The organism is Streptomyces sp. NPDC107654, assembly GCF_055639035.1.
The window spans coordinates 142,281-155,595 of sequence record NZ_JBVKBI010000009.1 but is presented as its reverse complement, the minus strand read 5'-3'; the positions used below and the strand labels follow the sequence as shown (position 1 = coordinate 155,595).

Sequence of the window (13,315 nt, the reverse complement as noted above, 5' to 3'; positions counted from 1 at the left end):
GAATTCGCGCCAGCGCACGCCCGTGATTGGCCTGTACGCGACCGTCACCTCGTCTGCCGCGCCGTTCCGGCTTGATCGGTCGCTCTTCAACAACCCCGCGCGGCACGGCAGTTAGGGTAGGGACTGGTGTGTCCACGACAGTCAGGTGAGGGGCGTGACCATGATGCCGACCGGCCAGGCGATGAGCTCGTACCGGAAGGAACGACTTCATGGCGACACGTGAAGAGCCCCGAAAGGAGTTGCTCGACGCGAGCGACGCGACCATCGAGGACGCCGTCCGGTACGCCGACCCGATGGTGCTGCGGGGCCTGCTGTACCAACTGACCGGGGACGAGGAGGTCACTGCGATGCGGGTGACGACCGTACCGGCGGGCGCCCTCGCCATGCAGGTCCTCCACCGCGACGAGGACATCGCGCTGCTCCGGCGGAAGTCGGCGCGGTTCCTGAGGGCGTACCGCGACGCGGGAGCCGGTGCCATCGGACCCGGACCGGCCGAGCGCCTGCCGGTCAGCCTGACGCTCGCGGCCGGCCAGGACATCCCCGACGAGGACATGGGGCTGTGGCTGGAGGACCTCGCCCTGGACCCGTGGGCCCGCTCCCTGCGGTGGCAGGGGCCACCGCCCCGCGAGCGGCTGGACGACTTCCACGTCACGGTGATCGGCGCCGGCCTCGGAGGCCTCAACGCCGCGGTCCAGCTCAAGCGGGCGGGCATCGCCCACACCGTGATCGAGAAGAACTCCGGTGTCGGCGGCACCTGGTGGGAGAACCGCTACCCGGGCTGCCGCGTCGACTCCCCGAGCCGCGCGTACACACACCTGTACGGCGTCGACTTCGGCTACCCGTACCCCTTCTGCCCGGCGGAGAAGAACGCCGAGTACCTGGACTGGGTCGCCGACGAGTTCGACGTGCGCACCGGCATCGTGTTCGACACGGAGGTGCGCGCGATGGACTGGGACGAGGACTCCGGGACCTGGGCGATCCACGTCACCGGCCCGCAGGGGGAGTACACGGTCCGCTCGAACGCGGTCATCTCAGCCGTGGGTTTCCTCAACCGGCCGAACGTCCCCCGGATCGAGGGAGCCGAGGAGTTCGCCGGCCCCTCCTGGCACACGGCCCGGTGGCCCCGGGACGCCGACCTGGCCGGCAAGCGGATCGCGGTCGTCGGAACGGGCTGCACGGGCTACCAGCTCATCCCCGAGCTGGCCCTCAAGGCCGGGCACGTCACCGTCTTCCAGCGCACGCCGCAGTGGCTGTTCGGCGTGCCCGGCTACCGCTCGCCCTTCCCCGAGCAGGTCACCTGGCTCGACCGGAACATGCCGTACCACACCAACTTCATGCGCTTCCGCGCGACGTACGCGACCGAGGCGCTGGCGAGCGTGACCGAGATCGACCCCGACTTCGACGACCCGCACGCCCTGAGCGCCGCGAACAAGGCGGCCAGGGACAACGCCTTGGCCTTCCTCGAAGGCAAGCTGGGCGATCCCCGGCTCGTGGAGAGGATGACGCCCCCGCATCCCGTGCTCTCGGCGCGACCGGTCCTGGTGGACCCCGAGTACAGCGTCCTCGACGCCGTGCAGCGGGACGACGTCACCCTCGTCACCGACGGCATCCGCCGGATCGACCGCACGGGGATCGAGACGCGGGACGGCACCCGGCACGAGCTGGACGCGATCGTCTACGCGACCGGCTTCCGCGCCAGGGACTACCTGTTCCCCATGAAGATCACCGGGCGCGGCGGGCTGACGCTGGACGAGCTGTGGAGCGAGGACGGGGCACGTGCCTACAAGGGCTGCATGATGCCGGGCTTCCCGAACCTGTGGACCGTCTACGGCCCGAACACCAGCAGCATGCTCAACATCCCCACCTACCACGAACTGATCACGGTCCACGCCCTCGAATGCATCGAGCGCCTGGTGCGCGACGGCAAGAAGGCGATCACGGTGAGGGAAGAGCCGTACCGGCGGTTCAACGAGGAGGTCGACCGGCGCAACCTCACCAAGACCTGGAGCGACCCCCGCGCCCGCACCTATTACTGGACGGAGGCGGGCCGCACGGCGACCCAGTGCCCCTTCTCGGCCGGCGAGGTGTGGCGCTTCCTGCGCCACCCGGACTTCGCGGACCTGGAGATCCGCTGAGCCCGGTGACCGGTCACCACACCCTCGCCGTGCGGGCGTACGGCTCGCGCCGCTCGGTCAGAGCTCGCTGTCCGCGAAGCCCTCGCCGTCCAGGCCGCTCGTGTCGATGTCGGGCTCGCCCATCGCCGCGCCGCCGAAGAAGCCCTGTGCCATCTCGCCCAGGTCCAGCTCCTTGGCGCCGGCCGGAGCGGTGGGCCTGGCGCCCTCGCTCATCCGCAGGGTCAGGCCCAGCTTCTTGACCTTGGCGTCCTCGGCCAGCTTGGCGAGGTCCACGTCCACCTCGGTCAGCTCACCGTTCTTGAGCATGAAGTCCGCCGTCACCTTCTTGTCGGGGGCGTCCTTCAGGTCCTTGTCCGTCGGCAGCTCCATGCCCGGCGGCAGGTCCTTCGCCAGGGGGCGGATCTCGCCGAACAGCTCGGTGACGAGCGAGCGGAAGGGGGCCGTGGCGGTGACGTGCTCGGTGCCGTCCTCGCCGCCGGCGGTCTTGAAGGTGACCTCACGGGCGACGACCTTGCGCAGGGCCTCCGCGAGCTTCTTCTGCGTCCTGGCGTCGAAGGACGGCTCGGGAACGGGAGCGCCCCCGGCCTCCTTGCCCTTGCCGGAGGCCTTCTCCATGTCCTTGACGCTGAACTTCACCCACTTGCCCTCCAGAACGTCCTTGAACGCCCCGGCCTCCGGGGGCAGGTCGTCGGCGGAGGGGATGGGGCTGCCGGTCACCTTGCCGACGGTGTGCATGTCGGCGCGGACGTAGGCGACGTCGCCGATCACCCGGTACTCGACGAGGTCGCCCTCCGGGCTGCTGACCTTCATGGCCATGCCGACGAGATCCTTGTCGCCGGAGTCCTCGAGCGGCTTCTTCGACTGCACGGTCAGGGTGACCTTCGCGCCGCTGAGCATGTCGGCGGCCTCGTCCGGAATCTCCTCGCCGGGCTCGGGGTCGGACTTGGCGTCCAGCGCCTTCAGGGACGCGGCATCGGTGTCCAGGTCCAGCTCGAAGGAGATCTGCTTCTTCTTGCCGAGCTTGTCGAAGGCCTGGTCGAGCTTCTTGCCGGCGGAAAGCTGCTCCACCGTTCCGCAGGCGGCGGACCCCGCGAGGACGACACCGACGACGGCGGCGGCGGTCAGGGTCTTGTGTATGGCGCTGATGATGGTCTCCTGGTAAGTCCGATCACTACATGATCGATCAGAAGACTCACGACCTGCCCGGATGGTTGCCCCGGCTGAGAGAAACGGTTCTCACGCCCGCGGCCAGGTTTTACCGTCCCGTGGTTGTCGCGCCGAACGGGCTCGTCGGACTCTTGGTCACCATGCCGTCGGGCAGCTGGTTCTGCTGGTCACGGGGGGGTTCAGGGGCCCCCGCGCTGAGCGGGGATGGTTCATGCACCTGGAGTTCCGGCACCTGCGTGTCCTGCTCACGGTCGCCGAGGCCGGCAGCATCCGGAGGGCCGCCGCACGGCTGCAGCTCTCGCAGCCGGCCATGAGCGCCCAGCTGAAACGGATCGAACAGGAGCTGGGCGGCCCGCTCTTCGTGCGCGGTGCCGACGGGGTGAAGCCGAACGAGAGCGGGCAGTACGTGCTGCGCTGCGCCCGCGACCTCGTCGCGGGCTTCGACCGGCTGCGCGCGCACGCGCGGTCGGCGGCCGAGGCGGACCGCCGGGCCGCCGCCCCGCTGCGGGCGGGCGGAACCGCCGGCCCGCTGGTGTCCCTGCTGCTCTCCGCCCTCTTCGAACTCGTCCCGGAACGCCGGCTCACCATCGACGCCCGCCGCTCCGTGCACACCCTGGTCAAATCGCTGAGCCTGTCGAAGTGCGACATCGCGGTGTTCGGCGAGTTCCCGGGCTTCCCCCTCCCGGTCGGCGAGTCGGTGGTGACCCGTACCCTGCTCCGCGAACCGGTCTTCGTCCTGCTCGCCGAGGACCACCCGCTGGCCCGCCAGGAGACGGTCGCCCTCCATGAACTGGCGGAGGAGGACTGGGCGATGCCGGAGGCCGACGAGAGCGGTGTGCACGCGTACCTCCACCTCACCTGCCAGTCGGCGGGTTTCACCCCGCGCATCGCCCATGTGACGCCGGACCTGTCCGTGGCGCAGATCCTGGTCACCGGCCGGCGTGCCGTCTGCGGGGTGTGGCCGACCGCCGACGTCTCCGCGCAGGGCACCGTGCAACGGCCGCTCGTGGACGTCCCGTTCCACCGGCGGCTGGTGCTGGCCTGGAACAGGGAGTCGTTCCCGTCGGAGCTGGCCGACGCGGCGTGCGAGCGTCTGCTGGCCGCCTATCTGTCGCTGGTGCGGCAGCGGCCGCAGTATCTGGCCTGGTGGGAGGGCGGGGGAGCGGAGTTCGCGCTCGGCGGGGACGGCTGACCGGCCGGGTCGCGACCTCCGCGCCGTATAGCTCCGGGGTTGTATCCCAGATGGGATCACGTCAGGAACATGTCACCTGGTGAACACTTCGCGTCAACGTCCACGGGACGTCGTCACCCCACGACGAGCGAAGGAATCTCCCCGTCATGCCCCGTCCTCTTCTCGCCCTTTCCGCGATGGTCGCCGCCGGCGTCATCACCACGGGTGCGTCGGCCGTACCCGCCTACTCGCAGTCCCACGCGGCACGGAGCACCACCTCCGTCCGCGACACGGCGATATCCCACGCCAAGGCGAACGTGACCCGGCACGCCGACACCTTCGGGTTCGGTGCCGGCCAGACGCTCAAGGTGAAGGACGTCGTGATCGACGCCGACGGCACGCAGCACGTCCGCTTCGAGCGGACCTACCGCGGACTCCCCGTCGTCGGCGGCGACTTCGTGGTCCACCAGAAGGCCGACGGCTCGCTCAAGGGATCCACCCGCGCCAAGGCCCACAAGGTGGCGCTCGCCTCCGTCACCCCCGCCGTCGACGCCAAGGGCACCGCCGCCAAGGCCCTGAAGCGTTCGCACGGGCTGGTGCGCCAGGCCAGGTCCACCCCCGAGCTGATCGTGTGGGCCGCCGACGGCACCCCGCGCCTGGCCTGGCGCACCACCGTGCAGGGCCTGGGCGACACGGGCCAGCCGCACGGCGAGGTCTTCGTCACCGACGCCGCCACCGGCGCGGCGATCGAGAACTACGACGCCGAGCGCGAGTCGACCGGCACCGGCCACTCCGAGTACACCGGTGACGTCACCCTCGACACCACCCAGCGGGCCGACGGCACCTTCTCCCTGACCGACCCGGTGCGCGGCCACGTCACCAAGGACGCGCACAACGCCTCCTCCTCGTCCCTCAACGCCTCCTCCGGCACCCTGTTCACCGACGCCGACAACGTCTGGGGCGACGGCAGGAAGTTCTCCACCGACCGGGCCACCGCCGCCGTCGACGCGCACGCCAACACCGCCGAGACGTTCGACTACTACAAGACGACCTTCGGCCGCAACGGCATCAAGAACGACGGCCGCGGCGCCACCGTCTTCGTCCACGTCGGCACCAACTGGGACAACGCCCAGTGGTCGGACTCCTGCTTCTGCATGATGACCGGCGACGGCGACGGCAGCACCGACCCCGAGCAGGTCGACCTCGACACCATGGGACACGAGATGACCCACGGCGTCACCTCGGCCACCGCCAACCTGCGCTACAGCGGCGAGTCCGGTGGCCTGAACGAGGCCACCAGCGACATCCTCGGCACCATGGTCGAGTGGTACGCCCGCAACCCGGTGGACACCCCGGACTACCTCTTCAGCGACCAGTCCACCCCGCCGTGGCTGCGCCGCTTCGACAAGCCGTCCCTGGACGGCCGCTCCGCCGACTGCTGGTCGAAGTCGGTCGGCCGGCTCGACGTGCACTACTCCTCGGGCGTCGGCAACCACTGGTTCTACCTCGCGAGTGAGGGCAGCGGCGCCAAGACCGTCAACGGCGTCTCCTACAACAGCCCCACCTGCAACGGCTCCACCGTCACCGGCATCGGCAACCAGAAGGCCTCCGCCATCTGGTACCGGGCGCTGACCGTCTACATGACCTCCACCACGGACTACAAGGGCGCCCGGACCGCGACGCTGAACGCGGCGAAGGACCTCTACGGCGCCACCGGCCCCGAGTACACCACCGTGGCCGCCGCCTGGAGCGCCGTCGGCGTCTCCTGACCCCACCCCGGTCAGCGGGCCCCGCCCGCCTCCGTCTCGTGGACCTTCTCCACGACGGTGTCCTCCGGCCCCACCGGCCGTCCGTCCGCCGCCCGGACCCGCACCGGGCGCAACGGGCGGCTGGTGCGGCGGTCCAGCAGGCGGGAGTGGTCCTCCCCGGGGGCGAAGCACTGCTCCTCGCCCCACTGGCGCAGGGCGACGATCACCGGGAACAGGGCGCGGCCCTTGTCCGTGAGGAGGTACTCGCGGTGGGGCCCGCCGTCCGGTGCGGGCGCGCCGCGCAGCACCCCGGCCTCCTCCAGCGCGCGCAGCCGGGCCGCCAGGATGTTCTTGGCGATGCCGAGGCTGCGCCGGAATTCGCCGAACCGGCGGCTGCCGTCGAAGGCGTCCCGCACGATCAGCAGGGACCACCAGTCGCCGATCGCGTTCACCGACCGGGCCACGGGGCAGGGGTCGGCGTCGAAACGGGTGCGGGCGACCATCCGCGGCTCCTCTCCTCCGGCGCACCCCCTCCAGGTGCGGTTGCAACATGCTACCTCGCACGGCTACGGTCATGCCGGTAGCAAGATGCAACCAAGGGGAGAGGGGTGTCGGTGTGGCGATCCAGTGCCCGGACGCGGTCGGCGGGTGCGGCGGGACAGCCGGCCACGAGGCGCACACCGAAGCGCCGGCACCGGACGCGTCACCGCCCGCCCGGGTCCTCCCCCTGCTCGCCCTCGCCTGCGGCAGCTCCGTCGCCACCGTCTACTTCGCCCAGCCCCTGCTGGTGACCCTCGGCGAGCGGTTCGCGCTCGGCGCGGGACTGCTCGGCGCGATCGTCACCGTGACCCAGCTCGGCTACGCGGCCGGCCTGCTGACGCTCGTGCCGCTCGGCGACCTGGTCGGTCACCGGCGGCTGGTCACCGCCCAGCTCGGGCTGCTGGCGCTCGCCCTGCTGGCCGCCGGACTGGCGCCGGGCGTCGTGGCGCTGCTCGGCGCACTCGCCCTGGTCGGGCTGCTCGCCGTCGTCGCCCAGACGATGGTCGCGGCCGCCGCCGCCCTGAGCCCGCCCGCCCGGCGTGGCCGCGCCGTCGGAACGGTCACCGGCGGCATCGTCACCGGCATCCTGCTGGCCCGCGCCGCCGCCGGCGTCCTCGCCGACCTGGCCGGCTGGCGGGCGGTCTACCTGACGTCCGCGGGCGTCACCGCCGTCCTCGCCCTGCTGCTGCGCCGTGCGCTGCCGCCGGGCGCGCCGGCCGCGGGGGTGCGCGAGGTGTCGTACGGGCGGCTCGTGGCCTCGACCGTCACCCTGTTCGCCCGTCATCCGCTGCTGCGGATCCGGGGCGCCCTCGCCCTGCTGGTGTTCGCGGCCTTCAGCACGCTGTGGAGCGGGGTGGCGCAGCCGCTGAGCGGGCCGCCGTGGTCGCTGTCGCACACCGCGATCGGTGCGTTCGGGCTCGCCGGAGCCGCCGGGGCCGTCGCGGCCCGGGCGGCCGGGCGCTGGAACGACCGGGGGCTCGCCCAGCGCACGACCGGCGCCGGCCTCGCCCTGCTGGCGCTGTCCTGGCTCCCGATCGCCCTGACCGGGCAGTCGCTGTGGGCGCTCGCGGCCGGCGCCGTCCTGCTGGACTTCGCCGTGCAGGCCGTCCACGTCACCAACCAGACCCTGGTCCACGCCGTCCGGCCCGACGCGGGCAGCAGGATCATCGGCGGCTACATGGTCTTCTACTCGGCGGGCAGCGCCCTCGGCGCCCTCGGCTCCTCCCTGGCCTACGCGGCGGCGGGCTGGCCGGCCGTGTCCGCGCTCGGCGCAGCCTTCAGTCTGGCCGCCCTGCTCCTGTGGGCGACGACCCGGCGACGTCCGGTGACCGGTGACCGGTGACCGGTGGCCTCCAGTGCCGGGAGCCCCCGTCACCGGCCCCGTGCGGACGGGCGCGACACAGCCGCCGGCCGGGCGCCGGAGAGGATGCGGCGGCATGTCCGGAAAGGTCCGGAGTGTCCACCAGTCGGACCGGATGGTGTGCCGCCCGGATCTGGGACGACCATGGATGGGGAGAACGCCCGCCGGTACCGCACGAGCCATGGCGCCGAGCGGGAGGGAGGATGGGGCATGGGCACGACGGACTCCTCCCGGGCAGGCGACGCCCGGCCGGCGGCAGGCCACGCCGCGCCGCCCAGTGGGCTGCTCGATCTGCTGAGCGTCGCCGCGGTGGTGCTGAACACGAGCGGCCAGGTCGTCTTCTGGAGCACGAAGGCCGAGGAACTGTTCGGCTACACCGCGACGGAGGCGCTCGGCCAGTACGCGGCTCCGCTGACCATCCACGAGGAGCACCGGGACGAAGTGGTCAGGCTGTTCGCCGAGGTCATGGAGTCCGGCACCGACTGGGCCGGGGCCTTCCCGATCCGGCACAAGGACGGCAGCACCCGAATGGTGGAGTTCCGCAACATGCGGCTGCTGGACGACCTCGGCGACACCTACGTCCTCGGTCTCGCCGCGGACCAGGCGGCGGTGGAGCGGATCGAGCGGGACGCCGCCCTGGCCATGCGCCTGGTGTCTCAGTCCCCGGTCGGCCTCGCGATCCTCGACCCGCAGCTGCGCTACCTCGCCGTCAACCCCGCCCTCGAACGCATCACCGGCCAGGGCGCCGCCGACCGTCTCGGCCGGCCGGTCGGCGAGGTCCTGACCTACCTGGACACGGACCCGGAGGCACGGCTGCGCCGGGTCCTGGAGACGGGCGAGTCGGTCGTGGACCGGGACATCGTCTGCCATCCCCCCGTCGACCCGGACCACGAGCACGCCTGGTCGGTCTCGTACTACCGGCTGGAGGACTCCGGCGGGCGCGTGCTGGGCCTGGCCTACTCCGTCATCGACGTCACCGAGCGCCACCAGGCCGCTGCCGAGGCGGCGCAGGCCCGGCAGCGGCTGGCACTGATCGCCAGGGCGTCCGCGTCCGTGGGGACCACCCTCGACCTGGAGACGACGGCGTGCGAGCTGGCCGAGGTCGTCGTGCCGGCCCTCGCCGACGTGGCGGCCGTGGACGTCCTGGACAGTGCCCTCGACGGCCGGACCGCGTCGCACGACGGCCCGGCCCGCTTCCGCGCCCTCGCCATCAGCGCCTCCCACGCCACCGAGGCCGTCCGCGCCGCCGACCCGCCGGGGGAACTCGCCACCTACGACAGCGACCGGCTCATCACCCAGTGCGTGCGCACCCGCCAACCGGTCCTGCTGCCCCACACCAGTCGCGACGACCTGGACCGCATCGCCCGCCACGGCGAGGCCGCCGCCCATCTCGCGGCGGCCGGTGTGCACTCGTACCTGGCCGTACCGCTGCTCGCCCGGGGCGAGGTCCTCGGCGCCCTCGACCTCAAACGCACCCGGAACCGGGCACCGTTCGACGACGACGACCTGTTCCTCGCCTGGGAGCTGGCCGCGCGCGCCGCGGTCTGCATCGACAACGCGCGCGGATACCAGGCCCAGCGCCATGCGGCCCTCACGCTCCAGCGCAGTCTGCTGCCCGAACCCCCGTCGCGCGTGCCCGGACTGGAGGTCGCCTGCCGCTACCAGCCGGCCGGGGTCACGAGCGAGATCGGCGGCGACTGGTACGACGCCATCCCGCTGCGGGGCGACAAGACGGCGCTGGTCGTCGGGGACGTCATGGGCAGCGGTATCACGGCCGCCGCCACGATGGGCCAACTCCGCAGCGCCGCCCGGGCCTTCGCCGAACTCGCCCTTCCCCCGGCGGAGGCGCTGGGCCACCTGGACCATCTGACCGAAGGGATCGAGCAGGCCATCACCACCTGCATCTACTGCGTCTACGACCCCGGCCGCGGCGAGTGCGAGATCTGCCTCGCCGGTCACCTGCCGCCGGCCCTGATGCGACCCGGCCGCCCGGCCCGGCTTCTCGACCTGCCCACCGGGGCGCCGCTCGGTGTCGGCGGGGTCCCCTTCGAGGCCACCACCCTCCCCTTCGGCCCCGGCGACGAGCTGGTCCTCTACACGGACGGCCTGGTCGAGACCCGGAGCGAACCCATCGACGCCCGCCTGCGCACCCTGCTCGACGCCCTCACCGCGACGCGGGGCCGCGATCTGCAGGACGGCTGCGACCGCATCCTGCGGATGCTCCGGCCGCCCGGCGGCGACGACGACGTGGCCCTGCTCATCGCCCGGGCCCTGCCCTGAGCGGGCCGGGACACCGGCCGCGCCCGGGCGCCGGGCGTGTTCGAGGCAGCCGCGGCTCAGCGGCCGCGTGACCGGCACCGCCGGGCCCTTGCGTCAGTCGCTGTGGACGCCGACCTCGTAGAGCGAGTAACCCCACTGGGTGCCTCGCTCCGTGCCCGCGACACGGACGTAGCGCGCCGGTGTCCCGGCGAAGCGCGCGGTGTCGAGGCCGCCGTCGCCCGTGGTGGTCGACCAGACCGTCCGCCAGTTCGTGCCGTCGGTGGAGAGCTGGATGCCGTACGCCTTCGCGTACGCCCGCTCCCAGTCGAGCGTGACCCGGCCGACCCGGTGGGTGGAGCCCAGGTCGATCCGCAGCCACTGGTCGTCGCTCCACTCGCTGGCCCAGCGGGTGTCCCGGCTGCCGTCGACGGCGCGACCGGGGGCGTAGTTGGTGAAGGGGTTCCACCACTCCGCCGAACTGGCCGTGGCGGCCGCCCCCTGGGCGAGGTCGGCCCCCGCCTCGTGCCGCTCGGTCGCCCCCCACGTGTCGAGGTAGGACTCGGCGCCCCGGAACAGGTCCTTCACCACGTCCCCGCCGCCGACGCGCCGGATGTCCTCGATCCAGTCCGGGACGAGACCGTAGTGCGCGGCCCCGTCGGTGTTCAGGTCCCAGGTGCGCTCACCGGTGGTCACCCGGTCGATGACGGAACCTCCGTCGACGCTGCGGAAGGGGTAGGTGACCTTGTCCGGCGCGTCCGCGCCCCGGGGCCCCGGCCAGCCGCCGACGCCGTTCATGTCCGTGCCGTACCCGTAGCCGACGCCGTACTTGTCCCGCAGCGCCTTGGTGCGGTTCGCCTCGGCGACGAAGCCCTGCGAGCCGTTCATGTACTGGGCGGCGAAACCGCCGAGCCCGTAGACCCGGTCGGTCCAGTTCATGTCCATCCAGCTGTGCGAGGAGATCACGCCCGGGTAGGACGCGGAGTCGAAGATGTCGAGCGCGCGGCCGACGGCCTTGACGCTCATGTGGTCGATCTCCAGCATCATCTTGCGCTTCATCATGCCCCGCACGGCGTACTCGCCGAGGTCGGTGAGCCCCCGTACGTTGCACCGGGCGCCCGCGTCGTACGAGGGAACGCTCACGCCCGCCGGGAGCTTCGCCTCGGCCCCGGGCGCCGCGGCGGAGCCGATGGGGTTGTCGGCCTGCGGCCCCGTGCACTTCTCCGTCTTCCAGAAGGTGCCGGTGGACAGGAACTGCCCCACGTTGATGGCCGTTCCGAGGCTGCCCGAGTCGAAACGCACCCCGCACAGCGCGTTGTCGAACTTGTGGCACAGGAACATGCTGCGCACGCCCAGCGCGTACAGCTCGTCGAGGCCGGCGTCGATGTCCTTGCGGTCGCACTGCGGGACGTCCAGGATCTGCTTGCAGCCGAAGGGCTCGGAGGTCTCCACGCCCAGCACGACCGCCAGCTTGCCCTGCCGGACGACCTCGCGGGCCTGCGCGCTGTCGGTGACGATGCGGAACCAGCCCTTGCCCGGACCGCCGTACATCCGGTCGACGTAGGCCTGGAGGTCGTAACTCAGCTTCGCCTGGAGCCGGATGGACGTCATCTCGTCGCAACCGCGGTCCTTGAAGAAGTACACCGAGCAGATCACGCCGTTGGTGACGAGGTCGTTGACGAGCACCCGCTGGCCGCCGCGCCAGGCCCGTTCCACCCACGCGTAGTAGTTCTGCTGGTGGGTCAGCGAGTCGTGCGCCGGCCAGTCCTTGAAGGTGGGCCAGCCGACCGGGTCGTGCCTGCCGTCACCGCCCTTGGTGATGAAGTCGAACACGGCCAGCGAGCCGTCGGGGTAGTGCTCGGGACAGTCCTTGAGCGCGTCGGCGATCCCCGCCTCGGAGAAGACCTTGCCGCAGATGAGCCGGCCGCCGAAGGCCTCGTTGGCGAACAGGTGGTCGTGGGCGTCCACGAACCCGCGCACCTCTCCCTGGCCGTTCGTGCCCGTGAACGGCTCGCCGGTGACGCCGATCCCGGAGTCCGGCGACGGCCGTGCGCTCGGCACCCACCAGTCGTTCCCGGCCGCCGAACTCGGGGTGGGGCCGAGCACGGCGGCGAGGACGAGGAGGAGCAGCGAGACTACGGTGACGTCTGTGCGTCGGCGGTACGGGCGGCTGGTCATGGCCACGGCCCACGTCCCTCGGTCGACGGAAACCTGTTTGTCATGTCTGCGTAAACCGTGCGCCATGAGGATGGGTGGTGCCGCCTCCCGAGTCAAGACGCGGGCCGCGGGGTCGGCCGCGGGTATGCTGCCCGGCCCGCTCTCCGGTTACTCGCCCGTAGTAATAAGCTGGAGGGACGTGGGAACCGTACGTAGACGACCGCGCCGGACCGCGGCTCGAGGGTGAGGGAGCGACCGATGACATCGGAGACCGAGCGGGCCGTACTCGCGGGCGGTTGTTTCTGGGGCATGCAGGACCTGATCCGCAGGCAGCCGGGCGTGGTGTCCACCCGCGTCGGGTACAGCGGCGGCGACACGCCGAACGCCACCTACCGTGACCACGGCGACCACGCCGAGGCCATCGAGATCCTCTTCGATCCGGCGGTCACGAGCTACCGCGACATCCTGGAGTTCTTCTTCCAGATCCACGACCCGACGACGAAGGACCGCCAGGGCAACGACATCGGGCGCAGCTACCGCTCCGCCATCTACTACACCGACGAGGAGCAGCACCGCGTCGCCCTGGACACCATCGCGGACGTCGAGGCGAGCGGTCTGTGGCCGGGCAAGGTGGTCACCGAGGTCGAGCCCGTGGGCGACTTCTGGGAGGCCGAGCCGGAGCACCAGGACTACCTGGAACGCTATCCGGACGGCTACACCTGCCACTTCCCGCGCCCCGGCTGGAAGCTGCCGCGCCGGGCCTCGTCCCCGGCGAGCTGAA

9 protein-coding genes are annotated in these 13,315 nt (G+C 71.8%); 6 read left to right on the top strand and 3 right to left on the bottom strand.

Annotated features, from left to right (window positions below; translation table 11 throughout):
* Nucleotides 1-209 precede the first annotated feature (209 nt).
* A complete protein-coding gene (locus ACZ7N4_RS18170; RefSeq protein ID WP_471359305.1) occupies nucleotides 210-2,135 on the top strand; it encodes a flavin-containing monooxygenase in 1,926 nt (641 codons plus the stop codon).
* Nucleotides 2,136-2,192: 57 nt separating this feature from the next.
* Here ACZ7N4_RS18170 and ACZ7N4_RS18165 read toward each other — a convergent pair whose 3' ends face one another.
* A complete protein-coding gene (locus ACZ7N4_RS18165) occupies nucleotides 2,193-3,203 on the bottom strand; it encodes a hypothetical protein (RefSeq protein WP_471359304.1) in 1,011 nt (336 codons plus the stop codon).
* Between the two features lie 310 nt (nucleotides 3,204-3,513).
* Between ACZ7N4_RS18165 and ACZ7N4_RS18160 the strand changes: the two genes are divergently transcribed.
* Complete coding sequence (locus tag ACZ7N4_RS18160; RefSeq protein ID WP_471359303.1) at nucleotides 3,514-4,494, top strand: LysR family transcriptional regulator; 981 nt, start codon at nucleotides 3,514-3,516, stop codon at nucleotides 4,492-4,494.
* 146 nt (nucleotides 4,495-4,640) lie between these two features.
* On the top strand, nucleotides 4,641-6,242 hold the full coding sequence (locus ACZ7N4_RS18155; protein WP_471359302.1) for a M4 family metallopeptidase: 1,602 nt from the start codon (nucleotides 4,641-4,643) through the stop codon (nucleotides 6,240-6,242).
* A gap of 11 nt (nucleotides 6,243-6,253) precedes the next feature.
* Here the strand turns inward: ACZ7N4_RS18155 and ACZ7N4_RS18150 are convergent, their stop codons facing one another.
* The gene (locus ACZ7N4_RS18150) at nucleotides 6,254-6,724 is read right to left on the bottom strand and encodes a winged helix-turn-helix transcriptional regulator (RefSeq protein WP_471359301.1); all 471 of its coding nucleotides are present in this window, start codon (nucleotides 6,722-6,724) and stop codon (nucleotides 6,254-6,256) included.
* Between the two features lie 119 nt (nucleotides 6,725-6,843).
* On the opposite strand from ACZ7N4_RS18150, the gene ACZ7N4_RS18145 reads away from it, so the two are divergent.
* Both ACZ7N4_RS18145 and ACZ7N4_RS18140 read left to right on the top strand, forming a co-directional pair.
* Nucleotides 6,844-8,103, top strand: a complete 1,260-nt coding sequence (locus tag ACZ7N4_RS18145; protein ID WP_471359497.1) for an MFS transporter — start codon at nucleotides 6,844-6,846, stop codon at nucleotides 8,101-8,103.
* A gap of 228 nt (nucleotides 8,104-8,331) precedes the next feature.
* Nucleotides 8,332-10,401: a SpoIIE family protein phosphatase gene (locus ACZ7N4_RS18140; RefSeq protein ID WP_471359300.1), complete on the top strand. Its 2,070-nt coding sequence runs from the start codon at nucleotides 8,332-8,334 to the stop codon at nucleotides 10,399-10,401.
* 93 nt (nucleotides 10,402-10,494) lie between these two features.
* Here ACZ7N4_RS18140 and ACZ7N4_RS18135 read toward each other — a convergent pair whose 3' ends face one another.
* Nucleotides 10,495-12,555, bottom strand: a complete 2,061-nt coding sequence (locus ACZ7N4_RS18135; protein WP_471359496.1) for a galactose-binding domain-containing protein — start codon at nucleotides 12,553-12,555, stop codon at nucleotides 10,495-10,497.
* Nucleotides 12,556-12,792: 237 nt separating this feature from the next.
* Here ACZ7N4_RS18135 and msrA point away from each other — a divergent pair, with 237 nt between their 5' ends.
* Nucleotides 12,793-13,314 (top strand): peptide-methionine (S)-S-oxide reductase MsrA, encoded by a 522-nt coding sequence (msrA, locus tag ACZ7N4_RS18130; protein WP_471359299.1) that lies wholly within the window; start codon nucleotides 12,793-12,795, stop codon nucleotides 13,312-13,314.
* The last annotated feature ends 1 nt before the right edge of the window (nucleotide 13,315 follow it).

What these genes read in the sequence shown, in the direction of transcription:
- ACZ7N4_RS18170 (WP_471359305.1), top strand. Translation starts at nt 210, where the DNA reads ATGGCGACACGTGAAGAGCCCCGAAAGGAGTTGCTCGACGCGAGCGAC.
- ACZ7N4_RS18160 (WP_471359303.1), top strand. Translation starts at nt 3,514, where the DNA reads ATGCACCTGGAGTTCCGGCACCTGCGTGTCCTGCTCACGGTCGCCGAG.
- ACZ7N4_RS18155 (WP_471359302.1), top strand. Translation starts at nt 4,641, where the DNA reads ATGCCCCGTCCTCTTCTCGCCCTTTCCGCGATGGTCGCCGCCGGCGTC.
- ACZ7N4_RS18150 (WP_471359301.1), bottom strand. Translation starts at nt 6,724, where the DNA reads ATGGTCGCCCGCACCCGTTTCGACGCCGACCCCTGCCCCGTGGCCCGG.
- ACZ7N4_RS18140 (WP_471359300.1), top strand. Translation starts at nt 8,332, where the DNA reads ATGGGCACGACGGACTCCTCCCGGGCAGGCGACGCCCGGCCGGCGGCA.
- ACZ7N4_RS18135 (WP_471359496.1), bottom strand. Translation starts at nt 12,555, where the DNA reads ATGACCAGCCGCCCGTACCGCCGACGCACAGACGTCACCGTAGTCTCG.
- msrA (WP_471359299.1), top strand. Translation starts at nt 12,793, where the DNA reads ATGACATCGGAGACCGAGCGGGCCGTACTCGCGGGCGGTTGTTTCTGG.